Below are 26910 nucleotides of genomic sequence, written 5' to 3'. Positions count from 1 at the left end.
CGGCTCCTTCGTGGGATGGGCCTCACGGACCGGGCGGGAGCGGGGACGCCTTCGGCGCGGCGTCGGCGACGGCGTCGAAGGGAACGGGCAAGGGCGGTTCGCCCAGCAGCCGGTGGGCGGTCCGCAGCCCCCAGTCGTCCAGGTCCGCGACACGGTCCGAGAACCCGCGCAGCCCGCCGTGGCGGGCGACGACCTCGGCCCACTCCTCACGCCAGGGCGCCGACGGGCGCAGCACGAGACAGTCGGGGTCGTTGACCCAGAAGCGCCCGTGCTGCCAGGCGCGGGCGACCGTGTTGGGCACGCTGCGCAGGTGCTGGACGGCGTCGGTCCCGACCGCCGGGTGGTAGGTGTCGGGCGAGACGCGCATGGCGTCGACCAGCCCGGCACTCGGCAGGACCGGCGCGCCGCAGGCCAACAGGTAGGTGTCCTCGCCGACGGCCGCCCGGATGCGCTGCAGGCCGTCGCGGTAGGCCGCGATGCCGGTCACGTCGTCGTGACGGGCGCCGGGCACGGCCCCGGTGTAGAGGAAGTCGAGCTTCACGTAGTCGAAGCCCCACTCCCGCAGCCGGCCGAAGACGTCGTCGAGTTCCTGTTGCACGCCCGGGTGCGTCAGGTCGAGCGCGCGCAGGGGCTGGTCCCAGTTGTGGCCGGCGTCGGCGTCGACCAGCCAGCCGGGGTTGGCGCGGACGAGTTCGCTGTCGGCGACGGCGGTGAACGGCGCGACCCAGATACCGGCGCGCAGGCCGGCGTCGCGGATGCGGTCGGCGACGGCCGCGACCGAGTGGAACCGGTCGGATTGACGCCGCCAGTCCCCGACGCGCGCCTGCCAGCCGTCGTCGAGCTGCACCACGTCGACGGGCAGGCGGTGGTCCACGATGCCGGCCAGGTTCTCCGCCAGGTCGGCCTCGGTGACGTCGAGGAAGTAGTGGTACCAGGAGCACCAGACGGTCGGCGCCGCACGCGGCGCCGGCAGGTCGTTGGCGGCCGCGAAGCGGTCGCCGAAGGTGGCCAGCGCCGTCTGCAGGTCGGCCTCGATCTGGTCGCGTACGACCGGCCCGTCGGCGGACACGACCAGCCGGTCGCCCACCAGCCGCGTCCGGATCGATGCGACGGTCTCGGAGGCGTCCACCGTGGCGTACAGCCGAACCGGCGCGCCGGTGCCGGGGTCGACGACCAGCAGCCCCTCGCCCTGGGCGCCGGCGGCCGGGGCCGGGGTCTCCGGCCGGAACCGCATCGTGTGCAGGACGTCCGTCTCCGGCCGCGGCGTGGTGACGTGCAGCGGGTGGGTGCCGACCGGGCTCCACGACTGCCAGCCGTGTTCGTGCACGCGGCCGCGTTGCGGGTCGACGACCACCTCGTCGACGTCGTGGAAGGTCATGGGGTGACCAGCCACAGGGCCGTCCACGACTGCGGAGCGGCGCCTCGACCCGCGCCGGTGTCGGGGTTCCAGTACTCCGCATGGCCGCTGGCACGGGCGCCCTCGCGCAGCAGAGCCGCCAGTCGGGCGGCGACGTCGGGTCGCTGCTGCCGCTCGGCGGCGACCCAGAACAGGTAGACGAGCTGGGGCCAGTTGGCGCCGCGCCAGTAGGCGTCGGGGTCGTAGGCCGGTTCGTCGCGGTGCAGTCCACGCGGCCCGTAGGCGGCGCCGTGGGCCTGCGGGTCGAACAGCTGCGAGAAGACCGTGCCGGCACGGCCGCGGTCGCGGGTCACGAGGACCCCCAACAGCGCCTCGAGCGTGCGCACCGCCCCGCTGGCGTGCTCGACCGGCGCGGCGTCGGTCCACGTCGCCAGGCGCGGGTCCCAGCGTGCCTCGAGCGCGTCACGCAGCGTCGCTGCCCGGGCACGCCAGAGGTCGCTGCCGGTCAGCGCGGCGAACTCGAAGGCGTTGAACGCCGTGATGGCGTTGAACGAGGCCGATTGCACGACGAAGGCGCGGGAGTCGACCGCCGCCCGGTGCTCGTCGAGCACCAGCGCGTCGACCAGTTCCCGCTTCCGCCGCTTCCACCGCCCGAACCGGTCGAACGGCGGCTCGGTCCAGGCGTCCCAGCGCGGCGAGTCGTCGGTGCCGGCCTCCCACGGGTGGTAGCAGGACAGCAGGCCGTTGCCGGCCCGCCGCACGTCCCACAGGTGTTGCAGCGCGTCCTCGATGCGGCGCAGCAGGTCGTCGGGCACCTCGACACCCTCGGCCTGCAGGCGCCGGGCGGCGTGGGCGTACATCGGCGGTTGGGTGATCGTCGAGGACCCGTCGATGCCCCACAGTTCGCGCGCGGCAGCCGGATCGTGCTGGTAGCCGACGTGGGGGACGAAGCCGTTGGCACGCTGGTGCAGGAAGACGCTGCGCAGCTCGGTCGAGGCGCGGGGGTCGCCGAGGCGGGCCCAGACGATCGCGTGGAAGCACGAGTCCCACAACCACTGCCAGGGATAGGTCTCCAGGTTGGGGCTGGTGTAGCCGTCCGCTCGCCAGTTGCGCTCGAGCAGGCTGCGGGCGCCGTCGGCGGTCAGGGGGATCTCCGACGTCGTGGTCACGCGGTCGCCGCCGGGCTCGCGTCGGGCAGTGGGTCCAGCCGCAGCCCGCTCTCCGGGTCGAACCAGCGCAGCTTGCCCTCCTGTGCCTGCACCCACAGGCGGGTGCCCGGTTCGACGAAGAAGTCCATCGGTGCCTGCAGCTTGCAGATCTCGTCCCCGACCCGGCCGGTGACCAGCGCGTGCGACCCGAGCGGCTCGACGACGGCCGTCTGCATGGCGAAGGCGTTGTGTCCGGGCCCGTCGGCGATGGTGAGGTTCTCCGCCCGCACGCCGATCAGCACCTGTTCACCACCGGCGGCCGCCACGTGGTCGGGCAGCGCGATGGCGTGGTCGCCGACGCGGGCCACGCGGTCGCCGTCCTCCTGCTCGCAGCGTGCCTGCAGGAAGTTCATGGGCGGGTTGCCCATGAAGCCGCCGACGAAGCGGTGTGCCGGCTGGTCGTAGACGCTGGTGGGGTCGTCCACCTGCATGACCCGGCCCTTGCGCATGACGGCGATCCGATCCCCGAGGCTGAGCGCCTCGACCTGGTCGTGCGTCACGTAGACCGTCGTGGTCCGCAGCTCACGCACCAGTTCCTTGAGCTCGGCCCGGAAGTTCAGCCGCAGGAGTGCGTCGAGATTCGACAGCGGCTCGTCCATCAGCAGCACGGCCGGCTCCATCACGACGGCGCGTGCGACCGCGATGCGTTGCCGCTGGCCGCCCGACAGCTGGGCCGGGTGCCGGCCGAGGTAGTCCTCGAGCTCGACCAGTTCCGCGACACGCTGGACCTTGCGGCGGATCTCCGCCTTCGGCTCGCCGCGCATCTTGAGCCCGAAGCCGATGTTGCCGGCGACGGTCAGGTGCGGGAACACGGCGTAGCTCTGGAACACCATCGCCAGGTCGCGTTTGCGCGGCGGCAGGTCGGTGATGTCGCGCCCGCCGATGCGGATCTGGCCGGCGGTCGGGTACTCGAGCCCGGCGATCATCCGCAGCAGCGTGGTCTTGCCGCAGCCGGACGGCCCCAGCAGCACCAGCAGCTCACCGTCCTCGATGGTCAGGTCGACGTCGTCGACCGCGCGGGTCTTCTTGTCGAAGACCTTGGTCACGCCCTCGATGCGGATCTCGGCCATCGGTGGCCTCCTCAGCGTTCGACGCGGCCCCAGAGGCCGAGCAGGTACTTGCGGATCAGGAACAGGAAGATCAGCGACGGCGCCATCAGGAAGAACCCGGCCGCGAACTGGAACGGCAGCGGCGAGACCGTCAGGGCGTCGAGCACGAGCGCCGGCAACGTCGGGTTGCGCAGCGTGAGGATCGAGGCCGCGAACACCTCGTTCCAGCTCAGCACGAACGTGAAGATGGCGGCCGCGGTCAGGCCCGGCAGCGTGAGCGGCAGCGACACCCGCAGGAACGCCTGGAACGGCGTGCACCCGAGCGTCTGGGCGGCCTCCTCGAGGTCCTTCGACACGCTCAGGAAGATGCTGCTGGTGATGAGGACCACGAACGGCAACGCCAGCGCCGTGTGCATGAGCGCGACGGCCAGGCGGGTGTCGGCGATGCCCCAGATGAGGAACGTCACCGCCAGGGGGATGGAGAGGATGACGATCGGGAAGGCCCGCGTCGACAGGACCGTGATCCGGTAGGCGTTGGCGCCGCGGAACGTGAAGCGGGCGAGGGCGTAGCCGGCCGGGGCGCCGATGGCCATCGCCATCAGCACCGTCATCAGCGCGATCACGATCGAATTCCACAGGGCGGGCCGCACCCCGGCCGAATTCCAGAAGAACAGGAACGTGTCCGCGGACCACTCCTGCGGCCACCACGTCTTCGGGAAGTCGCGGACGCGTTCGCGCGGGACGAACGTGACGAACGTGATGAGCACGAGCGGCACCAGCACCCACAGTGCCAGCAACGTCGCGGCCACGTAGGCACCGACACGACCGAGGGTGTGCCGGCGGCTGCGCGGCGGCGTACGGACCTGCAGCGGCCGCTCGTCCGCGCGTGCCTCGCCTTGCGCCGGGTCGGTGGTCGCGGTCATCTCGACACCTCCTCACGCTCGGGTTCGGGCCGGGCGGCGCGGTTCAGCGCGCCACGACCCGACCGCGGCGACGCCGGCAGCAGCCACAGGAACAGCGCCGCGGCGGACGACGACAGCAGCAGGATGAGACCCGCGTAGGCGGCGGCGACGTTCGGGCCGCGGTAGGTCACCTGCCACTTGTAGGCCTCGGCCGACAGCACGGTCATGGACGCGCCCGCCAGGGCGATGACGATGGCGAACACCTGCAGCGCGAGCACCGTGCGCAGGATCAGGGCCACCTGCAGGCTCGGGCGCAGCATCGGCAGGATCACGTACCGGATGCGCTTCCACAGGTTCGCGCCGTAGATCTCCGCGGCCTCGAGGTAGTCGCTCGGGATCGACTGCAGGCCGGCGACGAGGATGATCATGATGATCGACGTCGCCCGCCAGGCCTCGGCCAGCACGATCGCGGCGATCAGCCAGCCGCGGTTCTGGTAGCCGAGGAAGTCGAAGGGTTGCTCCAGCAGGCCGGTCTGGATCAGCCAACTGTTGAGCCAGCCGCGCTGGGTGAAGATGGACAGCCAGATGATGCCGGCCGCCAGCTCGGAGACGGCCAGGGGGATGGCGTAGATGTAGAGCCAGACGCTCTGGCCCTTGAGCTTGGCGTTGATGACCAGTGCCATCGACATCGCCAGCACGAACTGCACCGGCACGATGGCCACCAGCAGGATCAAGGTCGTCCGCAGCGCCTCACCGAAGCGCGAGTCGGCCATCATCTGCCGGATCGGCTCGAGGCCGAACCCACCGGAGGGATCCTCGAAGGCGAGCGTGAAGGCGTCGACCATCGGACGCGCGAAGAAGACGGCGAGGAACACGAGGGACGGCAGCAACAGCACGTAGGGCGCCAGGCCCAGGTGCCCCAGTCGCCTGGTGCGGTCGGGGGTGTCGGTGGCGGCCACGGCAGGCTCTCCCTGACTCCGGCGTGGTGCGCCCCCCGGGCGGGGCGGGAGGTGCGCGGAGGGGCCCCGCCCGAGGGACGCGTGGGTCCGGGCCGCGGCGCGCGCGCCGCGGCCCGGGAAGGGTCAGCCGACCTGGCAGACGTCGCCCGTGTCGGGATCCGGCTCCCAGCACGCCGCGCCCGCGGCGTCCAGGACGGACTGCAGGTTGGCGGCTTCCGACTCGAGCACGCCGGCGGGGTCGCTGCCCTGCAGGATGATCGCGCGGAAGCTGTCCTGGAAGACCTTGTTGTAGGCGCCGCCCTGGTCGCCGAGGCCGATCGGCAGCAGCGAGGGCAGCGCATCCGGGCTGTCCTGTTGGGCCGCGACCACTTCGGCCAGCGCCCCGACCCCGCCCTCGAGGTCGTCGGGCAGTTCGTCACCCGTGCCGGGGAAGAACGCCGTCTCGCGCAGGGTCAGCGCGGCGACGTCGGGCCGGGTCAGGTACTCGATCAGCTGCCTGGCCCCCTCGGGATCCGGCGAGGTCGCCGGGATGCCGAGTCCACCGACGACGGGCATGAAGGCGAGCCCCTCGGGCCCAACGGGTGACGGGAAGGCGACGAAGTCGTCCGGCCGCTCCTCGAGCGCGCCGATCAGCCGCGCCGTGTGGTCCCAGGCGACCATCACCTCACCGGACAGCAGCGGCTCCTGCATGAAGCCGTAGGTCGTGGACTGCGGGTTGGTGTGCTCCCAGACGTCCTGCAGCCAGCTCCAGCCCTCGACCGCGGCGTCGCTGGTGAACGTCGTGTTCAGCCCACCCGTGAACGCCGGGTACAGGAAGCCCTGGAAGAAGCGGTGCAGCAGCCCGTCCTCGCCCGCCGGCAGCCCGAACTGCGGCGCGCCGGTCTCCTCCTCGAGCACACGGGCCCATTCCAGCAGTTCGTCGTACGTCAGCGCCTGCAGGTCGGCGCCGTCGGGCAGGTACTCGATCGCCTCGGTGCTGGCGACCATCGCGTAGGTGGCCTGCACCCAGGGGATGTAGTAGACGGCGTCGGTGCCGAACCGGGTCAGTTCGACGAGGCTGTCCGGGAACTCGCGGTCGGCCGACAGTTCCTCGAGCAGATCGGAGAGGTCCATCAGGACGTCCTCGGCCGCGAACGTGCCGAAGTCGCCGTGGAGGGCGCCGATGACGTCGACCGAGCCGCTGCCCGCCTCGGCCTCGGCGAGGATGCGGTCCACGAACGGGCCGTCGTCCTCACCGATGAACTCCACCGTGCCGGGGAAGTCGGCCAGCACGACGTTGCGGACGGCCTCGGCCTCCTCGACCGGCCGCAGCTGGGTGGACAGCAGGGTCAGGTCGAGGTCGCCACCGGCGCCGGCGGTCGCGTCCCCGTCGCCTTCGTCGGCGTCCTCGTCGGCGTCGGCTTCCCCCGCGAGCTCGTCGGGCTCGAGGTCGGCGGTCGAGCCACCGCCGCAGGCGGCCAGGAGCAGGGCTCCGGCCAGCGCGGCGGCGAGCCCCCGCCATCGGCGCACGCCCGGGGGCGCGCTGGTGCTGAGATGCGTCATCGTTCTCTCCCGATGTTCCGTGGCGGGCCGGGTGCCCGCCGGTCGCGTTCGCCGTTCTTCGTCAGGTCCCGGAGCCGTCCGGGATCGTCGGTTCCCCCGCCGGCCGGTCCCCCGAACCGGCCTGCAGCACGTCCAGGACGATCGCCGCCGTCCAGGCGAACTGCTCCCCACCGTTGGCCCGACCGCTGGTGGGGTCGTAGTGCTCCCAGAAGCCGGAGCGATCGACCAGACCGGTCAGCCCGGCCCGGACGCGCGCCGCCCGGCTTCGGAAGCCGTACTCCTCGAGCCCGGCCTGCACGACCCACTGCACGACCGGCCACACCGGCCCCCGCCAGTAGCGGGCGGGTTCGAAGCGCGGGTCGTCGAGGTCGAGGCTCGGCACGAGCAAACCCTCGCCGTCATGCGCGACGGCGAAGCGGTCCAGCGTCTCCACCAGCCGCCGCGCCCGCACCTCGTCGGGTACGCCGGCCAGCAGCGGCGCGAACCCACCTCCCGAGCGCACGTCGATCGCTCGGCCCGCGCGGACGTCGAAGTCGAGGTACAGGCCTCGTGCCTCGTCCCACAGCCGGGCGTCGATGCCCGTGGCGGTCCAGTCTGCCCACTCCTCGAACGGGCGTGGGTCCGCGCCCACCTCCCGGGCGATGTGTGCCAGGTCACGGTCGGCGCGGACCAGCAGTGCGTTGAACAGCACGTCCTGGACCGCGAACGGCAACCGCGGCCGGATCCGGTCGGGGAGGTAGGCGGCCTCGCGCATCAGGGCGACGAGATAGACGTAACGGTCGTACTCGCGGTCGGTCGGCCGGTGGGTAACGTCGGCGTAGTCGAGGTCGATCCGCTCGTAGGGCGGTACCTCGCCGGGCGCCGGCTCGATGCGTGCCAGCGCCTCGTCCCACAGCGGCGAGTTGTCCATCCCCGACTCCCAGGGATGCCAGATCTCCACCAAGCCGTGCTCGTCGGCCCGCTCGCGGTACAGGTAGGCGTGCCAGGCCGCCAGCCGCGGCAACAGCTCGGCGAGGAAGGCGCGCCCCTCGTCCGCGTCCGGCAGCTGGCGGAACACCCGCCACGCCGAGATCGCGTGCACCGGCGGCTGGACGATGCCCGAGGTCAGCGGCCGGCGCGGCGCGTACGGGCAGCGTGGGCTCTGCCAGAAGTCCGGCCCCGGGAAGTAGCGGCCCTGACCCTCGCTGAAGACGATGTGGGGTACGAGACCATTGCTCCACTGGGCGGCGAACAGACTGCGCAGCTCCTGCTGCGCGCGCGCCGGATCGTGGGTCGCCTGCCCCATCGCCATGAATGCGGAGTCCCAGCTCCACTGGTGCGGGTACAGACGCGGTGACGGACGCGTGGCGTGCCCCATCCAGTTCGCGTCCAGCACCTGTCGTGCCGCCGCCGCCAGATCGACGTCCGCCATCGTCATCGCGTGCATGCTCCCGCCCGGGCCCGGCCGTGGCGCCCTCCCCGCCACCGCCGATTGCCTCTTTGTCATGTCTTTGTGACAAACTTAGTCGGGCGGCGGGTGGCGTCAAGTCCGATGTCGCGCCACCGGCGTGTCACGTCGCGGCATCCGGTACAACCCGGGTTCGGGGCGGGGCAACGGCGCGCGGTGCCGGCCGCCGACGTCAACGAGGACCGACCGTGACCATCGACCCCTCGCAGCCGGTACCGATCTACTACCAGCTCAAGACGCTGCTGCTCGAAGAGATCCTCCACGGCGCGTACGGCGCCGACGGCCAGCTGCCCACCGAGCACGACCTGTGCGAGCGCTTCGCCATCAGCCGTAGCCCGGTCAACCGCGCCCTCAAGGAACTCGCCGACGAAGGCGTCGTCCTGCGCCGGCGCGGCAGCGGCACGTACGTCAACCCGCATTGGCAGCATCGGCGCAGCGACGGGCCGGAGCTGCGGGTCCTGCTCACCGAGGGCGCCTGGGACCGCATCGTGCGCGAGTCGCCACCACCGGAGGTCACGCTCAACGTGGCGACCGTCGCCCGGCCCGCGCTGCACGCGACGCTGACCCGCGCCGTGGCCGAGGGCCGGGCTCCCGACGTGGCGCTGCTGGACGCCGTGTGGGTCGCGGAGTTGGCCGCGGCCGGCTTCCTGTACCCGCTCGACGAGTTGGACCAGGGCTGGATGCACGACGAGCACGACCGCGACTTCCTCGACGCGTGCGTGAAGGCGGGCCTGCACGAGCAGCGGCCCTACGGCGTCTGCGCCGACGCGGACGTCGCCGGACTCTGGTACCGCCGCGACGTCCTGGACCGGCTCGGCCGGGCCGCGCCCACGACCTGGGAGGAACTCGCCGCCGCCGCCCGCGACGCCGCCGCACTCGGGATCACCCACCCGATCGCGCTGCCGGGTGGCACCCGCGCCGACGAGACGACCACGTACTGCCTCGTCGCCCTGCTCGCGGCCAACGGCGCCGAGGTGCTCGGCGACGACGGCATCCGGCTGGACTCGCCCAACACCGTCGAGGCACTGACCTTCCTGCAGTCGCTGGTGACCGGGGGGCTGCTCTCGCGGGACGCGGTCCGGTGGCCGTGGGACCGTCCCGCCCGACTGCTCGCCGAGGGTGCGGCGGCGTTCAGCTTCGGCGGCAGCTACGAGGCCGGGACCATCGCCGACTCGATGAACGTCCCCGTGGACCGGCTGTGGGACCACGTCGGCTTCGTGGCGGTGCCGGCGGGACCGCGCGGGGCGCCGGCGTGCGTCCTGGGCAGCATGACGTACGTGATCCTGCGGCAGGCGGCCAATCCGAAGCTGGCCATGCGCGCACTCGAGCACCTCGTCGACACCGACCGTGTGGTGCGCATGGCGCGCCACACGGGACGCATTCCGCCGCGCCGGTCGGCCGTGCAGCGCACGACCGGGGACTCGCCGCTGCTGGCGCTGACGTCGTCGCTGGTCGACCAGGCCGCCGTGCGACCACAGACGGCGGCGTACGTGCGCGTGTCGGTGCAACTGCAGGCGATGTGCGAGGCGGTTCTGACCGGCCGGCTCACGCCGGCGGCCGCTGCCACCCGCGCCAGCGAGATGATCGAGGCCATCACGGGTCTGCCGTTGGTCGGGCGCTGAGTTCGGCAGCGGGTGTCGTGGAGACAGGCCCGAGTGGTGCGCAGAAGGGGTGCGGGCTCAACGGGTGAGCGCAAAACGTCGGGAGGCATCCGACACGACCGGCAGGTAGCGCTTGCCGCGCGATCAGCGAATCGTCTCAGGCTTCCTCGCAACGGTCAGCAGGTGGCTGGCCGCGGCCAGCATCTCTGGTTCCGTCTCCACGAGACGGGCGGTGGCCAGCAGGGTCTCGCGGCGCGCCGGGTCTGCCCAGCGCTCCTCGAAGTTGTGGACCAGGAAACCTGGGCCCTCGATGCTGAAGACCTCTGCCTCCTGGAAGCCGGCGGCTTCGACCTCGCTGGCGAGCTCGCTCGGGAGGTGGAAGTAGGCGTTGGTGAACACCGTTGCCCCGCCCCGGAACGCGCCGTTTGCGACCGCTTCCGCAACCATGGGCTACCGAGCATCAGCACCACGTCGACCGAGGCGTCCGGCTGAGTCAGACGACGAGCATCACCGAGTGCCGTATCCACGCCAGCCGCGGCCGCTTGCTCGACGTGCAACGGAACAGGGTCCACCAAGCAGACCGCGTGGCCGCCATCCATCAGCCACGAGGCATACACCCCAGGGCCACCACCGACGCCCAAGATCTGCAGGCTGCCGTCGGGCAGGGAGCGATCGATGAGCTCTTTCGTCCGCTCGAGTTCCAACGGACCCGACGGGAACCCTCCACGTAATCGGTCGGCCTCCGCCCCACGTTCGTAGAAGGCTCGGATGTCTGGATCAAGGTGCACGCGGCCCCCACGTCTGCTGCTCGGCCCGACGCTACCGCGGCCACGACAGCACCGGCTGCTCCGCTCCTGCCGGCGCTGAGCATGGCGGGCGGCGCTGAAGTGCTACCGCACCCAGCAGTAGACCTCGACGTCGCGGGGCGTGCGCGAGACGTTCGGGTGCAACGCCCAGCGCCGAAGGCGACCTTCGTGCTCGAGCCCGGCCTTCTGCATCACGCGGCCCGATGCCGGGTTGTCGACATCGTGGTACCCCCAGATCCGAAACACCTGGGGCTTGCGCTGTGCCGCCTCCACGACAGCGGCCACCGCCTCCGACATCAAGCCCTGCCCCCACCGGTCGTAGGCCAGCACGTAGGCCAGTTCGACCATGTGGGCCTGCACGCGCGCGTTCACCATCCCGATGAGCCGCTCGTCACCTCGGCTCTGGATGGCCCAAGCGAACTGTCTCCCGCGCAAGATGTCTTCCATCAGACGCGCGAGGAAGGCGCGCACGTCGTCGACGGTCTTGTTCGGCGCCCAGGTCAAGAATCGGGTGACACGCTCATCCGCGGCGTACGACGCGAACACGGCTGGAGCGTCGTCCACCCGAACCGGGCGAAGCCGAGTGCGCTCCGTCAGCAACACCTCGGGCCACTCGGCGTCTGCCACAGCCGCTCTCGTCATCCGATGTCGGCCCTCCATCATGCCGGACGCGAAGACTCGAGCACACGACGCATCGGAGAACGCACCGGTCAATCGCCAACCGGGCGATAACCGCCGCGGGCGACCAAGTGGATCCGGGCGCTTCTTACCGGGTCACCTGCCGCCCGGATTCGACCTCCGCCCCTACGAGCCGGTGTGGAGCGGCGACGACCTACGCTGGTGCCCATGGCCGAGATCATGATGCGAGACCAGAGCCGGGCAGGGCACGTGCTCGGTGGTGCCCGGGTCGCCGACCTGCCTGACGAGGTGAGCGTCCGAGACGTGGTCCGTACCCGTATCCACGGCGAGGTGGCGGCTTACAACGCCGGTCCCGGTCCGGTGTTCTGCGGTCTCGTACAGCCTGCGGATGCGGTCCGCCACAGCGACGGGTTCCGGATGCGCGAGCCCCGCCTTCTCGATGCGGAGCTGCTGATCGCGGCCGCAGAGGAAGCGATCGGCCTCGGGCTGCTGCGGCTACGTCTCGATGATCGGCCGGTGGACCTCGACGAGCTGATCACCCCCACCGACCATGACGAGCTCATCGCCGTGCTGGAGCGATCGGTCGTCGCCAGCGGCTCCTGACCGAGGTGAACACGCACCCGACCGCGGTAACCGCCACCCCACATCGTCACCCTCGTCGAGTCGGCTGGTTGGCCCCCTACGGGCGGGTTCTCCTGGTCGACCATCGCATGGGCGCGCGGTCCGCCCCGGACGTCGGCACGCTGGAAACCTGGCCATGCTCAGGGAGTGGGTCGGGAGCTCGGCCGGCCCAACCGCCGGAACGCCGGAAACCTGGCCATGCTCAGGGAGTGGGCGGGCGCGCGGCCCGGTCCAACCGCCGGAGCGCCGGAAACCTGGCCATGCTCAGGGAGTGGGCGGGCGCGCGGTCCGCCCCGGAGGTCAGCACGTCGGAAACCGCCGTAGGTGCCGGATGCCTGGCGACGCGGAGGTCACCGCCAGCCGCCGTGCTGATGGGCTATCCAGCAACAGCCGCTGCCGAATTCATCCGGCGCTGGGGCCGCCTACGCGCTCGCCTCGAGCACGTCCAGGGACACGGTGACGGTGCGGGGTGGGCATGCCTGCTCGTCGGCGCAGTTCGGGCTGCCGTCGAAGGCCAGCTCGGCCGGACCGGCCGCGCCGGCGGTGACGTGCCACTCGGCGTAGCCGGGGTCGGCGAAGTGGTCGACGGGCGTGATCTCCAGCGCGCCGGTGGCGCCGGCCTGGTCCCAGGACCACGCGCTGGACAACCGCACGACCAGCAGGTCCCCGACGGTCAGCGGGATGGTGCGACCGTCGTCGTCCTCGGTCACCAGCGTCGCCCCCTCGGGCAGGTCGCTGGCCGGGTCGCCGTCGTCGACGGTGGGTGCCGGCCCGTCGCCCGACGCGGGCTCGTCCTCGCCCGACGCGGGAACGTCGTCGCCCGACGTCTGGTCCTCCGGCAGCGCCGCGGGATCGTCCGGAGACGGTTCGTCGGCCCCGGGGGCCGGCGCATCCGTTCCCGCGTCCCCGCCGCACGCCGTCACGGCCAGCCCCAGCATCACGACTGCCGCCAGCGCCATGACGTGACGCCGCGGTCGGGTGGGCCGGGCGGTGGGCCGAGCGTCGGGGTACCGCATGCCTGCCTCGTGACGGGTGGCGCGGGGTGGAGACCATGTCGGTCCCCACCCCGCGTCAGGATAGGCAGGCCAGCGGCCTGCGCCAGGTGGCGTCAGTCCGCCTCGACGAACCGGAAGAAGGCCCGGTGCTGCTGGCCGTCGTCCCGCGTCAGCACGAACTCACGACAGGTGTCGACCCAACCCTCGGCGGTCTTCCAGTTGAAGGAGTAGATCCCGCGGTTGGTGACCGACAGACTCGCGTTGCCGGGGCTGTCGGCCGCGACTGGCGCGGCACGTGGGGTGGTGAAGTTCGGGTCCTGGCTCACGACGGCGAGCGTGTCGCAGTCGACCTGCCGGGAGTACGGGGAGTTGGTGGCGAGGACGTCCTTGCCACGGTTGGCGCCGAGGTCGAACCGCATCGGCACGGTCGAGCCGGCGCCGACCGTGTTGAGCTGACCGGCACCGGCACGGACCGGTGACTGGAAGCCGTTCTGACACGCCGGATGGGTGTCGAACGCCTCGTCGTTGTCGTTGCGGTTGGTCGTGCCCTGCACGGCGCTGTAGCCCAGACCGCGACGGGCGAACGACGCCCACAGGGTGCAGGCGTTGTCACCACCGGTGAGGGCGGCGTCCGCGGCGATGATCGCGTCGCGGGCCACCACCAGACCGGGGCCGCAGCCCTGGAACTTCATCCCGTCCATGACGAGCTGGTAGGCGAGGTTGTTCCCGCCGGTGCTCCAGTCCTCGTAGACGTTGGGGTTGAACCCGTGCTTGTCGATGAGATCCCAGGTCATGTCCCACAGCACCGCGGCCCAGCCGTGCCCGAGGCCGTGCGGCAGCGCCAGCGAGGTGCCGTTCAGCCACCCGCCGGTCTTGATGCTGTCGTAGCTGAAGGGCTGGATGTCCCAGTTGCGCGAGTACGGGCGCGGGCGGATGCCGTTGCCCTCACGCGAGTCCTGGAACAGGGCGTAGGGGCCCATGCCACGCGGCCCCTCGGGGTCGTCGAGTTCGGGGTCGATCAGCAGGGCGATCGCGAGGTAGTCGCTCCAGCCCTCACCGGCCTGCTCGTTGCCCGACAGGCAGTTGATCCCGGGACCACCGGTGAGCCGGTTCGACACGCCGTGGCCGTACTCGTGGATGATGATGCCGGCCTCGAGGTCACCGTCGCGGATGCCGGGGTGGTCGGGGTGCTTGCGCACCGCGCCCGTGGTCGACCCGTCGGCGACGGCGGCCTTGATGGTGTTCCCGTCCGCCTGCGTGATGCTGACGACCGGGATCTCGACCCGCGGCAGGGTGATGGCCCCGGTCAGGATGGGCGCCGCCGCCGTGGTGTTGTGGGCGACGACCAGCGCGTCGGCGCCCAGGGACTGGGCCACCTGCGCACGGATCGGGTTGGTGCACAGCCCACCCGTCGTGCCACCGTCGACGATCGCCATCCACGGTCCGGCGGGTAGCTCGGTCGGGTACAGCCCCGCGCTGCAGCCGGTGCCGGCGTAGACGATCTCCCGGTCGGACAGGCCCGCGGCGGTCGGGGCCGGTGCGAACCGCGCCCAGCCGGCGCCGAACTCGCCGACGCCGTCCACGATGATCTGATTCTGGGAACCGAACTGGTTGCCCGGCCACAGGAACATCTGCATGCGCGGCGTGCCGCCGTAGTTGGCCGGCGTGGAGAAGTTCGCGTTGTTGGTGCCACCGCCGTCAGCGGCCTCGGCGCGGACGTGGTCGCCACCGGGGACGGGGTTGCCGTTGGCCTGCGTCGCGCCGTACTTGTTCTGCTGGAAGTTGCCCGACGCCTCGTCGAAGCCGTAGCGCCACGCGAGGTCGTGGAACAGGTTGTTCCAGTAGAACAGGTTGGTGAGCGCGCTCTCACGGTAGTTCTGTGCGTGCTCGTGCAGGTCGGGCTCGTGGTCGAAGGTCAGGCCGGCCCCGCCGTCCAGGTCGAACCCGGGGTCGGGCTGGTTGTTGGCGTCCTGGTCGAAGTACGCGTGCACGTTGTTGCCACGCGTGGTCGTGTGCTCCGCCCCGTGCGCACCGTCGGTGTCGTGCCAGCCGAACGGCGACGCCTCGGCGTCGGCCGGTTCGGTCACCAGGGTCGTGGGGGCGTCGTTGGGCGTTTCCGCCGGGAAGGCGAAGACCCGGTAGCTCGACCCGTCCTCGACACGGCTCGGCGGCGCGAGCGCGGCCAGTGCGGACGAGGCCGACGACGACGGCCCACCTGCGCGCGAGAGCGTCGCGGTCAGGTCGTCCTCGTGGTCGTGCGAGGTCCAGTCGTCGACGTCGAGCAGTTCACCGGTCTTCGCGTCCACCGTGGCGTTCCACAGGTGGACGTCCGAGGCGTCGTCGATGACCAGTTGCCAGGCGAGCCGCAGGCCCTTGTCGGTGGGCTGCCACCCGAGGCGGGCCGGGATCGGCTCGTCGGAGATGCCGCCGTCGCTCAGCACCGTCTCCCGGGCCGGCCCGGTCCGGCGCCGCAGCGTGCGCAGGTCCTCGGGTTCGTCGAGGTCCAGGGCCTCGGCGGCGGCCTCGACCGCGTCGGCCGCGGTCAGATCCGCGTCCGTCGGCGCCGCGGCGAGCCCGCTGACCGACGCACCACCCACGAACACGACGCTGCCGTCGGCCGCGATGTTGACCGTCGTGTCGGCACCGAAGACCTCGAGTCCCTCGTACCGCTGGTTGAGGTTGACGTGCGTGACGCCGTTGTGACGACTGACGTAGCTCGAGCGCACCGCCAGGTCGGCGACGTCGCTGCTGGACAGTCCGTAGGTGGCCGCCTCCTCGCGGAAGTAGCTCGTGGCGATGTCCTCGGGTGCCCCGTCGTTGGGGCCCGTGAGGAACCCCGATGCCGGCACCGTGGACTGCGCCGCCGCCTCCGTTCCCGATGCCACCGGCACCAGAAGGGCGACCATCGCGGCGGTGACCGTCACCGCCGCGAGGCGCGAATGCGTTCGTTCCATCTGACCTGCTCCCAGTCTCGGGCATGGGCAGGCCAGGGCCGGGGACGCCGGCAGCCGTCCCAGGGGACGCCGGCATCGTTCACCGCCACTCCCCCGCGGTGATCGATGCGCTCCCAGCGCGCCCCTGGTGCGGCAGCCGGTGCCCCGCGCTCCCAGTCTCCTCCCCTCGGCCGGCGTTCACCCCCCGGTTCACCGACCGCCGACACGCGCGACCCTCCGACAGGGCCGTGTCATGCGGCAGCTGGAGCGCCCGAACGTTCGGTCCAGCCGCCATAGTCGTATGCCGACTCGCACTAGCGCGTCAAGCCCGATGTGCGCAGGTGCAGCCACGGAGAGTGACCAGAACAGGCCATGGACCGCTCGGCCACCCCGCCTTACTCGGTCAGATCCGTTTGGTCCAGTCCGAAATGATCACTCCGGTCCCGAACCGCCGGCCCTCGTCAGTGTGGCGGCCAACCGGCCCGCGGCCCGACGGACGTCCGCCCCCGGCTCCGGGCCCGGGCCCGCCGGCGACGCCTCCTCGACGGCGACCAGCGAGGCCGGCCGGTCGACGGCCCGCCCGACCACCGCCGCCACCGGCACGCCGTGCTCGCGGGCGAGCGCGGCGGTCGCGCCGACGACCTTGCCCTGCAGTGAGGTCGCGTCCAGCTGCCCCTCACCGACCACCACGAGGTCGGCCGAGGCCACGCGCTCGGCGAGCCCGACCACTTCGGCGACGTGGCGGGCGCCGTCGACGACCCGAGCGCCGAGGGCGGCCAAGGCGAACCCCAGGCCACCAGCGGCGCCGGTGCCCGGTTGGTCTCGGAGCCCGGGCAGCGCGAACCCGCGCTCGACCGCGTCCGCCAACCGTCCGAGTCCGCGCGTGAGCACCTCCACGTCCTGCGGCGAGGCGCCCTTCTGCGGCCCGAAGACGCGCGCGGCGTCGGGGAGCGTGGTCGTGACGTCGCTGACCACGACCAGGTCGACGGCCCGCCACCTCGCCGCGGGGCCGGGCAGGGCGCGGTCGACCCGGTCGAGGTCCGGCGCCCCGGCGGCGCCCACCGCCGTCCCGGCGGCGTCGCGCAGGTCGACACCCAGCGCGGCGAGCAGGCCGAGACCGCCATCGGAGGTGGCCGACCCACCGAGGCCGACGAAGACCTGCTCGACGCGACCGTCGACCGCGGCGTCGAGCAGTTGGCCGACGCCGAACGTCGACAGCCGCCGCGGCGCCCGTTCCGCCTCGGTCAGCAGGTGCAGGCCGCAGGCGGCAGCCGACTCCACGACCGCGCGGCGCTCGCGGCGCAGCCACCGGGCCCGACAGGCCCGCCGCAGCGGGTCCTCGACCTCGGCCGAGTGCCACGTCCACCCACCGCCGGCGGCCACCACCTCGAGCAGGCCGTCACCACCGTCCGACAGCGGGCACCGCTCCACGACGTCGTCCGGCCGTGCGCCGCGCCACCCGTCCGCGATCGCGACGGCGGCCTCGGTCGCCGTCAGCGTGCCCTTGAACGAATCGGGCGCGATGAGGACCCGCACGACCACCTCGTTGCTGTTCGCGACGCCCCACCGGTGGGGTGCGGCGCAGCCTAGGTCGCGTCCGACGGACCGCCGGCGCCGGGTACCTCGAGGTGCCCGTCCACGCGACGTGGAACCCCCAGCGGGTTGGCCTCCTGCAGCGCGGCCGGCAGCGCCGACGCAGGGGCGTCCTGGTACGTGACCGGTCGCAGGAAGCGACGGATCGCGGAGACGCCGACCGACGTGTGCAGCGGCGCGGTGGTGGCCGGCCACGGACCGCCGTGGTGCTGCGACCAGGTGACGGCGACGCCGGTCGGCCAGCCGCCGAACAGCACCCGCCCAGCGAGCTCGCGCAGACGACGCGCCAGGTCGGCGACGTCCTCGTCGGGCTCCGCGTGGATGGTGGCGGTCAGGCTGCCCGGCAGCACCTCGATGGCCGCGTGCAGTTCCTCCTCGTCGAGGTAGCGCACCAGCAGGCAGGCGGGGCCGAAACGCTCCTCCAGCAGGTGGTCGGTGTCGGCGAGCAGGGCCGCGACGTCGGTCGCGAAGACCTGCGGCGTGGCGGCGCCCTCGACGGTCTCGCCCGGGCCGACCAGGGTCTGGACCGCCGCCGAGTCGGCCAGCGCGGCCGTGCCGTCGCGGAACTGCTCGGCGATCCGGGTCGTCAGCATCCGCTGCGGTCGCCCGCCCGCGTCGGTCACGGCCGCCACGACGGCGTCCTCGAAGCCGACGTCGGCCGGGACGAGCAGCACGCCGGGCTTCGTACAGAACTGGCCGACCCCCATCGTGAAGGAGCCGGTCAGTCCGGCCGCCAGCTGCCGCCCGCGGGCCGTGGCGGCCGCGCGGGTCACCACGACCGGGTTGATGCTGCCGAGCTCGCCGTAGAACGGGATCGGGTCGGGGCGACCTGCGGCCAGGTCGAACAGCGCCCGGCCGCCGCCCAGCGACCCGGTGAAGCCGACCGCCCGGATCGCCGGGTCCTGGACCAGCGCCACGCCGGTCTCGCGGCCCTCGACGTGCGCGAAGACCCCCGCGGGTGCGCCGGCGGCGCGCAGCGCGTCCGCCACGACCCCGGCCGTGCGGCGCGAGAGCTCGGCGTGGCCGGAGTGGGCCTTGACCACGACGGGACAGCCGGCGGCCAGCGCGGAAGCGGTGTCGCCGCCGGCGACGCTGAAGGCGAACGGGAAGTTGGAGGCGGTGAACACGGCCACGGGTCCGAGCGGGACCAGCATCCGGCGCAGGTCCGGCCGCGGCGGCGTGGCGTCGGGGTCGGCGTGGTCGATCGTGACCTCGAGGTGGCTGCCCTCGCGCACGGCGGACGCGAACAGCCGCAGCTGCCCGGTCGTGCGGGCCACCTCCCCGGTCAGGCGGGTCGTGCCCAGGGCGGTCTCGCGGTCGGCGATCGCGACCAGCTCGTCGACGTGGGCGTCGAGCGCGTCGGCGACCGCCTCCAGCAGCTCCGCACGCGCGTCGAGGCTGGTCTCCGCGAGCCAGCCGGCCGCCGTCCGGGCGGCGGCGGTGACGTCGGCCAGCGCGATGCCGGCGTCCCCGGTGACCACCGCGGGGATCTCGGTCGAGGTCATGTCAGGCCTTTCGGGGGTCGGTCGTCGGGTCCGGGAGGCGGTCGACGAAGCACAGGCCGAGTCCGGGTCCGGTCGCGGCGGTCAGCCGGCCGGCGACGCAGGTGACACCGCAGGGTTCCGCGAGTGCGCCGAGGGCCGCGAAGGACGCGCGGTCGACGTCCTCGACCCAGGTCGGTCCCGGCAGGCAGAGTGCCAGCTGCCCGGAAAGCTCGGGCAGCAGGTGCGGGGCCAGGCCGACGCCATAGGTGGCGGCCATCTCGGCGATGCGCAGGAACGGGGTGATGCCGCCGACGCGGACCACGTTCGGCTGCACCACGTCGACCGCACCGGCGTCCAGCAGGTCGCGGAACCGGTGGACGGTGTGGGCGTTCTCGCCCAGCGCGATCGGCACGTCCACGGACCGGCGCAGCTGCGCGTAGGCCCAGGTCGCGTCGGCCAGCAGCGGCTCCTCGACCCAGTGGAGGTCGTAGGGCGCCAGGGCGTCGATGGCACGTCTGGCCGTGGGCAGGTCCCAGCGTTGGTTCGCGTCGATCATCAGCGCACGGTCGGGGCCGAGCACCTCGCGGACGGCCGCCACCCGCTGCACGTCCTCGGACAGCCGCGGCCGCCCGACCTTGATCTTGACGGCGGTCTGGCCGTCGTCGACCCAGCCCTGCACCTGCGACAGCAGGTCGTCCAGCGGGTAGTGGAGGTTGATCCCGCTGCCGTAGGTCGGCACCTCGTCGTGCCGGCGTCCGAGCAGGTCCACCAGGCTGCGGCCCTGGCGTTTGCCGCGGGCGTCCCACAGGGCGAGGTCGAGGCCGGCCATCGCGATGGTCGTCAGGCCACCGCTGCCACCCTCGTGCAGGCGCTCCCACAGGCGGTCCCAGACCAGTTCGGGCTCGGCCGGCATGCCGGCCACCACCCGCCGCACGTCGTGGTCGAGCAGTGCCTGCACGGCCTCGGGACCGACGCGCGGTGTCCAGCTCACGCCGGTCCCGACGCTGCCGTCGGACAGCGTGACGTCGACCACGATCAGGTGGTTGTGGGGCACGTCCGGACCCCACGGTCGTGCCAGCTCGAGCACGAGGTGTCGCGTGCTCAGCTCCTCGATCGCGAGTCGGTCAGCCATCGGCGAGCTCGAGGCCGAGCGCGATCAGGCGCTCGAGTTCGGCCAGGTCCTCGGCGGTCGGCTCGGCCAGTGGGGCACGGACCGGCCCCACCTCGAGGCCACGCAGCCGTACGCCGGCCTTGACCAGCGACACGGCGTAGCCGGGGACCCGGTCGCGCAGGACCACGAGCGGGGCGTAGAAACGGCTCAGCAGCTCGCGCTCGCGCGCCACGTCACCGCCGACGTGTGCGTCGTGGAACGCGCGGGCCAGCTCCGGCACGAAGGCGAACGCCGCCGACGACCAGCGCGTGATCCCGATGCCACGATAGGCGGGCATCGTGAACTCCGCGGTCGGCAACCCGTTGAACAGCAGGAAGTCGTGGCCGAGCGCGTCGCCGAGATCGGCCCGCAGCGCCAGTAGCTGCCGCTGCAGGAGGTCGAAGTCCCCGGTGCCGTCCTTCAGCCCGATCACCCTGGGGTGGGCGGCGAGGCGGCGCAGCCCGTCCACGTCGAAACGAACCTGGCTGCGCTGGTAGAGGATCACCGGCAGGTCGCTGGCGTCGGCGACACCCATGACGTAGTCCACGACGCCCCGCGCGGGGCCACCGACCAGGTAGGGCGGCAGCAGCAGCAGCGCGTCGGCGCCGGCCGCCTGCGCCTGCCGGGCGCAGGTGCGCGCCAGCGGCAGCGGCCCGCCGGTACCGGCCACCACGGGGACCCGGCCGGCGACCACCTCGACGGCGGCCCGGGTCGCGATGGCGTGTTCGTCGGTGTCCAGGGCGTGGAACTCGCCGGTCCCGCAGGCGACGAACACGCCGCCCGGGTCGTGTGCCAGCCGGTCGGAGACGTGCTTGGCGAGGACGTCGGTGGCGACCGCGCCGGTCTCGTCGAACGGGGTCACCGGGAAGAACAGCACGCCGTCGTGCAACATGGGTCAGCCCTCCTGGGCGGGTGCCGTCGGCGCGGCCGCGCGCGCCGTCGTGAGCAGGTCGGTGGTGTCGTGCAGTTCGTGCCGCCAGGTGTGGCGGGCCGTCCAGCCGAGGAGGCGTTGCGCCTTGGCCGCGGTGAAGGCCGGCGCGTCGCCGGTCAGGGCCGTGGCCGCGGTGGTCGTGCCCGGATGGAAGGCCGGCAGCAGCTCGGCCAGCGGGGCGGTGGCCAGCGCGTCCGGCGCGGCGGCGAAGAACACCTCGCCGTTCGGGACCTCGTCGCCCGCCGTCACCAGGCACTCGAACAGCGCCGCGGCGTCGCGGGCGTCGACGTAGTTGAACAGCGCCACGGCCGACAGGGCGGGATCGAGCAACCGTTCGCGGACGGTGTGGCCCTGCTGGGTGGGCGCGCCGGCCCACTCCTCCGGTGCAATGACGTAGCACGGGCGCACGGCGTGGAAGCGGGTCCGGTCGCCCGCGGCGCGGGCGAAGGCACGGACGGTCTCCTCCAGGACGACCTTCGACAGGCCGTAGGCGTGCCACGGCTCGAGCGGGTGGTCCTCGTCGAGCGGCAGGTACCGCGGCGTCCACCCGCGTGGGTTGCCGTAGCCGATCGGCGTGGGGCTGGAGGCCACCACGACCGCGTCGACCCCGACGTCGGCGCCGGCCTGGCAGACGTTGAACGCCATCGCGGTGTTGACGGCGAAGATCGTCGGCTCGGGGGCACTGAAGGGCACCGCGATGGCGGCGAGGTGGACGATCGCGTCGGGACGGGCCTCCGCGACGACCTGCGCGGCCCGGTCGGCGTCGGTGAGATCGGCCACCACCGTCCGCGGTGCGGCGCCGGCGTGACCGGCCGCTTCGCTGGTCGCATCGAGTGCCACCCGGTCGACGGCCACGACGTCGTGGCCGCGCGCCAGGAACCAGGCGACCGTCGAGCGCCCGAGGCGCCCGGCCGCACCGGTGATCAGCACCCGGCTCACAGCGACGGCTCCACCAGCTCCACGTAGCGACGCTTGACCGTGTCCACGACCTGCCGCGGATCGGCGTCCCACAGGGCCCGGTCGAAGATCTCCACCTCGACGTCGCCGTCGTAGCCGGCCGCGGCCACGGCGCGCGACAGGGACGCGAAGTCGACGAACCCGTCCCCCATCATCCCGCGCGACAGCAGCGGGTCGTCGGCCAGCGGCAGGACGAAGTCGCACACCTGGTAGCTGGCGATCCGGCCGGCCGCCCGGGCGATCTGTGCGTCCAGCTGCGGGTCCCACCAGACGTGGTAGGCGTCGACGACCACGCCGACCGCTTCCGCCGGATAGGGGGCGGCGAGGTCCAGTGCCTGCCCGAGGGTCGACAGCACGGCCCGGTCGGCGCAGAACAGCGGGTGCAGCGGCTCCAGCGCCAACTGGACCCCGCGGTCCAGGGCGTGGGGCACGAGGTCCTCGAGAGCGGCGGCGACGCGGGCCCTCGCGCCCCGCAGGTCGGTCGAGCCCGCCGGCAGCCCGCCCACCACCATGACCAGGCACGGGGCGCCGAGGGTCGCGGCCTCGTCGATGGCATGCCGGTTGTCGGCCAGGGCGTTTTGCCGCCCGGCGGGGTCGTCGGTGGTGAGGAACCCGCCGCGACACAGCGACGACACGCGCAGCCCGGCCTCGCGGACCAGGGCGGCGGCGCGCTCGACGCCGTGGGCCTGGACGGGCTCGCGCCACAGCCCGACCGCCGGCAGACCCGCGTCGAGGCAGCCGGCGACCAGGTCCTGCAGGTCCCAACCGTCGGTGGTCTTCTGGTTCAGCGCCAGGCGCGCGAGGCGCGGGTCGCCCGCGGGCGGGGTCGGCACGCGTGCCGGCGCGCCCAGCGGCGCGTCGACGTTCGTCGCGGTGTCGGCGGCGCTCACGTCCCCTCCTCCGAGACCGCAATCGGCCCCTCCAAGGGCATCATGGGGCCGATTCCGCCGCTCACGGCACCGCCGTCGAGGCCGTGCACGACCAGCAGCGCCCGCATCCGCGCGGCGGCCAGCTCGGGGTCGGGCAGCAGCCCCGCGCGGTCGGCCAGCCGGAACGTCTCCGCGAGGTGCGGCAGGCTGCGGCCGGACGCCAGCCCACCGACCATGGCGAACGCCGCCTGGTGACCGGCGAGCCAGGCGAGGAAGACGATGCCGACCTTGTAGTACTTCGTCGGTGCGCCGAACACGTGCCTGGCCAGCGGCACGGTCGGGGCCAGCAATTCGCGGTAGCGGTCCCGATCGCCGGCGTCGAGCGCCTGCAGCGCCGCGGCCGCGACCGGTGCGATCGGGTCCAGGATCCCCAGCAGCGCGTCGGAGTACCCCTGCGCGTCACCCTCGATCAGTTCCGGGTAGTGGAAGTCGTCGCCGGTGAACAGCCGGACGCCCTCGGGCAGCCGGCGGCGCAGGTCCACCTCGTGGTCGAGGTCGAGCAGCGACACCTTGACGCCCTGGACGCGGTCGGCGTGCCGCTCGATCAGCGCCAGCACGTGGTCGGTGGCGACGGCGACGTCGGCCGCGCCCCAGTAGCCGGCCAGGGCCGGGTCGAACATGGGCCCGAGCCAGTGCAGGATCGCGCCGTCGGGCAGGTCGTCGAGCAGCTGGCCGTAGACCTCGAGGTAGTCCTCGGGTCCGCGGGCGGCACGCACGAGCTGCCGGCTGGCCATGAGGATCGGCGTGGCGCCGGTGGGCACCACGACCTCGAGCTGCTCGCGGTAGGCGTCCAGGACCGCCTTGGTGTCGGGCAGGTCGGCGGCCGCGTGGTCGGTGCCGACGCCGACGGCGATCCGGGCGCCGCGGCCGGCCGCCTCCGCGGCCGAGCGGCGGATCAGCTCCGCACACGTGTCCCAGGTCAGACCCATGCCGCGCTGGGCGGTGTCCATCGCGTCGGCGACACCGAGCCCGAGGTCCCACAGATGGTGGCGGAACGCCAGCGTCGCGTCCCAGTTCAGCCGGGCCGGCGCGTCCGGGGTCGTGTCGCTCAGCGGGTCGGCCACGACGTGGGCGGCGGCGTAGACGACCCGTGAGCGCGGTGGGCCGGGCGGGACCGGCAGCGCTGGTGGCGGTGACAGCTCGAACCGCTCGTAACGACCGTCGGGGCGGGGCAGGGTGATCGTGGTCATGCCAGCTCCAGCTCCGGCACCTCGACGCGGCAGCCCTCGTCGGAGGAGCGCAGTCCCAGGGCCGCCAGCTGCACGCCGCGGGCGCCGGCGAGGAAGCCGTAGGGGAAGGGGGCGTCCTCGACGACGTGGCGCAGGAACTGCTCCCACTGGACCTTGAAGCCGTTGTCGAACTCGGCGTTGTCGGGCACCAGCTGCCACTGGTCGCGGAAACGTTCGGTGACGGGCAGGTCAGGATTCCAGACCGGCTTCGGGGTCGTGGCGCGGTGCTGGATGCGGCACTCGCGCAGGCCGGCGACCGCGCTGCCGTGGGTGCCGTCGACCTGGAACTCGACCAACTCGTCGCGGTAGACCCGTACGCACCAGGACGAGTTGAGCTGCGCGACGATCCCGCCGGCCAACTCGAAGATGCCGTAGGCGGCGTCGTCGGCGGTGGCAGCGTAACGCTCGCCGTGCTCGTCGATGCGCTCGGGCACGTGCGTGATGGCCTTGGCGGTGACGGCCTCGACCCGTCCGAACAACTCGTGCAGCACGTAGGACCAGTGGCAGAACATGTCCACGACGATGCCGCCGCCGTCCTCGCGGCGGTAGTTCCAGCTCGGGCGCTGTGCCTCCTGCCAGTCGCCCTCGAAGACCCAGTAGCCGAACTCGCCGCGCACCGACAGGATCCGGCCGAAGAAGCCGCCGTCGATCAGCCGCTTGAGCTTGATCAGGCCGGGCAGGAACAGCTTGTCCTGCACGACCCCGTTCTTCACGCCGGCGTCGGCGGCGAGACGGGCAAGCTCCAGTGCACCGTCCAGGCTCTCGGCCGTCGGCTTCTCCGTGTAGACGTGCTTGCCGGCGGCGATGGCCGCCTTGATCGCCTTCTCGCGGGCCTGGGTGACCTGGGCGTCGAAGTAGACCGGCACGTCCGGGTCCGCCAGGACGCCGTCGAGGTCGGTGGTCCAGCGGGCGATGCCGTGCCGCTCGGCGATGTCGCGCAGCTTGTGCTCGTTGCGTCCCACGAGGATCGGCTCGGGCAGCAGGCGGACCCCGTCACGCAGCGGCAGGCCGCCCTCGTCGCGTAGGGCGAGCAGCGAGCGCACCAGGTGCTGGCGGTAGCCCATGCGACCGGTCACACCGTTGAGGATGATGGGAAGCGTCGTGGTCGTCATTCGTGGTGCTCTCTCGCTGTGGTCGGTGCTGGCGTCGTCCGGCGTCGTCGGGCGAGGCCGGGGAGATCGGGGGCTCAGGTGGGGGCGGACACCGGCGGGTCCACCGGGACGTCGAGGTCGGTGAGGCGGACCGGGGCGCCGTCGGCGGCGGCCGAGGCGTTGGCGGCCACACCCACCAGCACGCTGCGCACGCCGTCGAGGTGGCCGGCCGCGCGGCCCAGCGGGTCACGGGCCGGATCCGTGCCGCGGAACACGTCGTCGAGCAGGCGGCGGTCGCCGCCGCCGTGGCCGCCGCCCTCCTCCACGACGTCGACGACCTCGGCGGGCGACCAGTGGCGCTGCAGCACCAGCCGCGTGCCGCGCCGGCGGACCGCGGACGTGTCCGCCACCTCGACGGCGCTGGGGTCCACCTCGCGGCGGCGGCCGTTGACGACGTCCGCGGCCTGGCCGTGGAGGATCTCCGCCCGCTCGACGACGTCGAGCTCGAGGCGTCCCCGGGTGCCGTTGATCGCGACGCGGTAGCCCTCCCAGGGGCTGTGGGCGTTGAGCGCGTAGCTCAGGAAGGCACCGCGGCGGTAGCGGACCAGCACGGCGTGGTTGTCCTCGATCGTGATGCCGGGCGCGAACACGTCCACGTCGCGGCGGTAGCCGTCCTCGGCCTCCGCGTCGAGGTAGAGCGCCCGCAACCGGTCGTCACCGGCCAGGTCGATCGCGAACGGGTCGTCCAACAGGTCGCGACCGTGGGCCGGACGTTCGCCCAGTCCGCGTTCGCGGGCGTTGACGTCGCCGTAGAAGCGCAGCGCGGCCTGGGCGTTGACGGTGTCGGCCACGTCGTCGAGCCACCAGTTGACGAGGTCGAAGTGGTGGGTCGCCTTGTGCACGAACAGGCCGCCGGAGTTGGCCTTGTCGCGGTGCCAGCGGCGGAAGTAGTCGGCGCCGTGCACGGTGTCGAGCACCCATTCGAAGTGCACCGACGTGGGCCTGCCGATCGCGCCCTCGAGCAACAGCTGCTTCACGCGGCTGTTGCGGGGCGCGTAGCGGTAGTTGAAGGTGACCGTGAGCCGCCCGGGACCGCGCTCGGCAGCGGCCACGATGGCGCGGCACGCCTCGGCCGTGGTGGTCAGCGGCTTCTCCACGACGGTGTGGCAGCCGGCCGCCAGCGCGGGGACGACGTAGCGGTGGTGGGTGGCGTCCACGCTGCACACCACGACGCCGTCCGGACGCTGCTCGTCCAGGGCGCGGGCGAAGTCGTCGGCACGGTAGGTGGCGGGCACCTCGTCACCGAACGCGGCGGCGTGGTGTGCCATGCGGGTCGGATTGGTGTCGCACAGCGCGACCACGCGGCCGACGTCGCGGTGCGTGGTGCGCAGCGCCTCGAGGAACAGCTCGGCGCGGTGCCCGGTGCCGACGACGAGATAGCGCCGGGGCGGGGCGGCGTCGGTCGTCACGCGGGCTCCTCGGGTCGA

Annotated in this window: 22 protein-coding genes and 1 pseudogene; 2 read left to right on the top strand and 21 right to left on the bottom strand. The window is 72.8% G+C overall.

The genetic code is table 11. The features are described 5' to 3' along the window. Positions 1-22: 22 nt before the first annotated feature. The 7 genes from ACERM0_RS16615 to ACERM0_RS16585 form a co-directional block, all read right to left on the bottom strand. Positions 23-1378 carry a glycoside hydrolase family 36 protein gene (locus ACERM0_RS16615; RefSeq protein WP_373679738.1) on the bottom strand — a complete coding sequence of 452 codons (1356 nt, stop codon included), beginning with the start codon at positions 1376-1378 and terminating at the stop codon, positions 23-25. Further along, positions 1375-2526 carry a hypothetical protein gene (locus ACERM0_RS16610; RefSeq protein ID WP_373679737.1) on the bottom strand — a complete coding sequence of 384 codons (1152 nt, stop codon included), beginning with the start codon at positions 2524-2526 and terminating at the stop codon, positions 1375-1377. The genes ACERM0_RS16615 and ACERM0_RS16610 overlap by 4 nt, the downstream gene beginning before the upstream one ends. After that, a complete protein-coding gene (locus ACERM0_RS16605) occupies positions 2523-3635 on the bottom strand; it encodes an ABC transporter ATP-binding protein (RefSeq protein WP_373679736.1) in 1113 nt (370 codons plus the stop codon). The genes ACERM0_RS16610 and ACERM0_RS16605 overlap by 4 nt, the downstream gene beginning before the upstream one ends. Positions 3636-3646: 11 nt before the next feature. Further along, entirely contained in the window at positions 3647-4537 is an 891-nt protein-coding gene (locus tag ACERM0_RS16600; protein ID WP_373679735.1) for a carbohydrate ABC transporter permease, read from the bottom strand. Then, positions 4534-5475, bottom strand: coding sequence for a carbohydrate ABC transporter permease (locus ACERM0_RS16595; RefSeq protein ID WP_373679734.1), 942 nt, complete (start codon positions 5473-5475; stop codon positions 4534-4536). Before ACERM0_RS16595 ends, ACERM0_RS16600 begins: the two co-directional genes overlap by 4 nt. Before the next feature lie 123 nt (positions 5476-5598). Next, positions 5599-7017 (bottom strand): ABC transporter substrate-binding protein, encoded by a 1419-nt coding sequence (locus ACERM0_RS16590; protein ID WP_373679733.1) that lies wholly within the window; start codon positions 7015-7017, stop codon positions 5599-5601. A 61-nt stretch (positions 7018-7078) separates the two neighbouring features. Beyond that, the gene (locus tag ACERM0_RS16585; protein WP_373679732.1) at positions 7079-8434 is read right to left on the bottom strand and encodes a trehalase family glycosidase; all 1356 of its coding nucleotides are present in this window, start codon (positions 8432-8434) and stop codon (positions 7079-7081) included. Positions 8435-8652: 218 nt separating this feature from the next. On the opposite strand from ACERM0_RS16585, the gene ACERM0_RS16580 reads away from it, so the two are divergent. Continuing rightward, a complete protein-coding gene (locus ACERM0_RS16580) occupies positions 8653-10086 on the top strand; it encodes an extracellular solute-binding protein (protein ID WP_373679731.1) in 1434 nt (477 codons plus the stop codon). Positions 10087-10209: 123 nt separating this feature from the next. On the opposite strand, the gene ACERM0_RS16575 is transcribed toward ACERM0_RS16580, so the two are convergent. The 3 genes and pseudogenes from ACERM0_RS16575 to ACERM0_RS16565 form a co-directional block, all read right to left on the bottom strand. Further along, complete coding sequence (locus tag ACERM0_RS16575) at positions 10210-10512, bottom strand: hypothetical protein (RefSeq protein WP_373679958.1); 303 nt, start codon at positions 10510-10512, stop codon at positions 10210-10212. Between the two features lie 68 nt (positions 10513-10580). Further along, positions 10581-10664: pseudogene (locus ACERM0_RS16570) on the bottom strand (hypothetical protein); the annotation flags it as partial. Positions 10665-10955: 291 nt separating this feature from the next. Beyond that, positions 10956-11498 (bottom strand): GNAT family N-acetyltransferase, encoded by a 543-nt coding sequence (locus ACERM0_RS16565; protein ID WP_373679730.1) that lies wholly within the window; start codon positions 11496-11498, stop codon positions 10956-10958. 219 nt (positions 11499-11717) lie between these two features. Between ACERM0_RS16565 and ACERM0_RS16560 the strand changes: the two genes are divergently transcribed. After that, positions 11718-12113, top strand: coding sequence for a hypothetical protein (locus ACERM0_RS16560; RefSeq protein ID WP_373679729.1), 396 nt, complete (start codon positions 11718-11720; stop codon positions 12111-12113). A gap of 440 nt (positions 12114-12553) precedes the next feature. On the opposite strand, the gene ACERM0_RS16555 is transcribed toward ACERM0_RS16560, so the two are convergent. From ACERM0_RS16555 to ACERM0_RS16505, 11 genes are all read right to left on the bottom strand, one after another. Beyond that, positions 12554-13147, bottom strand: a complete 594-nt coding sequence (locus ACERM0_RS16555) for a hypothetical protein (protein ID WP_373679728.1) — start codon at positions 13145-13147, stop codon at positions 12554-12556. Positions 13148-13239: 92 nt separating this feature from the next. After that, positions 13240-16080 carry a M36 family metallopeptidase gene (locus ACERM0_RS16550; RefSeq protein ID WP_373679727.1) on the bottom strand — a complete coding sequence of 947 codons (2841 nt, stop codon included), beginning with the start codon at positions 16078-16080 and terminating at the stop codon, positions 13240-13242. A 411-nt stretch (positions 16081-16491) separates the two neighbouring features. Further along, complete coding sequence (locus ACERM0_RS16545; RefSeq protein WP_373679726.1) at positions 16492-17595, bottom strand: glycerate kinase; 1104 nt, start codon at positions 17593-17595, stop codon at positions 16492-16494. 50 nt (positions 17596-17645) lie between these two features. Then, positions 17646-19157 (bottom strand): aldehyde dehydrogenase (NADP(+)), encoded by a 1512-nt coding sequence (locus tag ACERM0_RS16540; protein ID WP_373679725.1) that lies wholly within the window; start codon positions 19155-19157, stop codon positions 17646-17648. A 1-nt stretch (position 19158) separates the two neighbouring features. After that, a complete protein-coding gene (locus ACERM0_RS16535) occupies positions 19159-20268 on the bottom strand; it encodes a mandelate racemase/muconate lactonizing enzyme family protein (protein WP_373679724.1) in 1110 nt (369 codons plus the stop codon). Beyond that, on the bottom strand, positions 20261-21178 hold the full coding sequence (locus ACERM0_RS16530) for a 5-dehydro-4-deoxyglucarate dehydratase (RefSeq protein ID WP_373679723.1): 918 nt from the start codon (positions 21176-21178) through the stop codon (positions 20261-20263). The genes ACERM0_RS16535 and ACERM0_RS16530 overlap by 8 nt, the downstream gene beginning before the upstream one ends. 3 nt (positions 21179-21181) lie before the next feature. After that, positions 21182-22156, bottom strand: coding sequence for an NAD-dependent epimerase/dehydratase family protein (locus ACERM0_RS16525; RefSeq protein WP_373679722.1), 975 nt, complete (start codon positions 22154-22156; stop codon positions 21182-21184). After that, positions 22153-23064, bottom strand: coding sequence for a sugar phosphate isomerase/epimerase family protein (locus ACERM0_RS16520; RefSeq protein WP_373679721.1), 912 nt, complete (start codon positions 23062-23064; stop codon positions 22153-22155). Before ACERM0_RS16520 ends, ACERM0_RS16525 begins: the two co-directional genes overlap by 4 nt. Beyond that, the gene (locus ACERM0_RS16515) at positions 23061-24293 is read right to left on the bottom strand and encodes a dihydrodipicolinate synthase family protein (RefSeq protein ID WP_373679720.1); all 1233 of its coding nucleotides are present in this window, start codon (positions 24291-24293) and stop codon (positions 23061-23063) included. The genes ACERM0_RS16520 and ACERM0_RS16515 overlap by 4 nt, the downstream gene beginning before the upstream one ends. Further along, a complete protein-coding gene (locus tag ACERM0_RS16510; protein ID WP_373679719.1) occupies positions 24290-25444 on the bottom strand; it encodes a Gfo/Idh/MocA family protein in 1155 nt (384 codons plus the stop codon). The genes ACERM0_RS16515 and ACERM0_RS16510 overlap by 4 nt, the downstream gene beginning before the upstream one ends. Positions 25445-25518: 74 nt before the next feature. Continuing rightward, positions 25519-26892, bottom strand: a complete 1374-nt coding sequence (locus ACERM0_RS16505) for a Gfo/Idh/MocA family oxidoreductase (RefSeq protein ID WP_373679718.1) — start codon at positions 26890-26892, stop codon at positions 25519-25521. Positions 26893-26910: the final 18 nt, after the last annotated feature.

Origin of the sequence: Egicoccus sp. AB-alg2 (genome assembly GCF_041821065.1) — a bacterium.
GTDB lineage: Bacteria > Actinomycetota > Nitriliruptoria > Nitriliruptorales > Nitriliruptoraceae > Egicoccus.
Note: the sequence above shows the minus strand (reverse complement) of the source record. Positions and strands in the feature narration are given on the sequence as shown.

What these genes read in the sequence shown, in the direction of transcription:
- ACERM0_RS16585 (WP_373679732.1), bottom strand. Translation starts at nt 8,434, where the DNA reads ATGACGATGGCGGACGTCGATCTGGCGGCGGCGGCACGACAGGTGCTG.
- ACERM0_RS16530 (WP_373679723.1), bottom strand. Translation starts at nt 21,178, where the DNA reads ATGTTGCACGACGGCGTGCTGTTCTTCCCGGTGACCCCGTTCGACGAG.
- ACERM0_RS16510 (WP_373679719.1), bottom strand. Translation starts at nt 25,444, where the DNA reads ATGACGACCACGACGCTTCCCATCATCCTCAACGGTGTGACCGGTCGC.
- ACERM0_RS16575 (WP_373679958.1), bottom strand. Translation starts at nt 10,512, where the DNA reads ATGGTTGCGGAAGCGGTCGCAAACGGCGCGTTCCGGGGCGGGGCAACG.
- ACERM0_RS16515 (WP_373679720.1), bottom strand. Translation starts at nt 24,293, where the DNA reads ATGACCACGATCACCCTGCCCCGCCCCGACGGTCGTTACGAGCGGTTC.
- ACERM0_RS16555 (WP_373679728.1), bottom strand. Translation starts at nt 13,147, where the DNA reads ATGCGGTACCCCGACGCTCGGCCCACCGCCCGGCCCACCCGACCGCGG.
- ACERM0_RS16615 (WP_373679738.1), bottom strand. Translation starts at nt 1,378, where the DNA reads ATGACCTTCCACGACGTCGACGAGGTGGTCGTCGACCCGCAACGCGGC.
- ACERM0_RS16535 (WP_373679724.1), bottom strand. Translation starts at nt 20,268, where the DNA reads ATGGCTGACCGACTCGCGATCGAGGAGCTGAGCACGCGACACCTCGTG.
- ACERM0_RS16590 (WP_373679733.1), bottom strand. Translation starts at nt 7,017, where the DNA reads ATGACGCATCTCAGCACCAGCGCGCCCCCGGGCGTGCGCCGATGGCGG.
- ACERM0_RS16550 (WP_373679727.1), bottom strand. Translation starts at nt 16,080, where the DNA reads ATGGAACGAACGCATTCGCGCCTCGCGGCGGTGACGGTCACCGCCGCG.
- ACERM0_RS16600 (WP_373679735.1), bottom strand. Translation starts at nt 4,537, where the DNA reads ATGACCGCGACCACCGACCCGGCGCAAGGCGAGGCACGCGCGGACGAG.
- ACERM0_RS16560 (WP_373679729.1), top strand. Translation starts at nt 11,718, where the DNA reads ATGGCCGAGATCATGATGCGAGACCAGAGCCGGGCAGGGCACGTGCTC.
- ACERM0_RS16605 (WP_373679736.1), bottom strand. Translation starts at nt 3,635, where the DNA reads ATGGCCGAGATCCGCATCGAGGGCGTGACCAAGGTCTTCGACAAGAAG.
- ACERM0_RS16540 (WP_373679725.1), bottom strand. Translation starts at nt 19,157, where the DNA reads ATGACCTCGACCGAGATCCCCGCGGTGGTCACCGGGGACGCCGGCATC.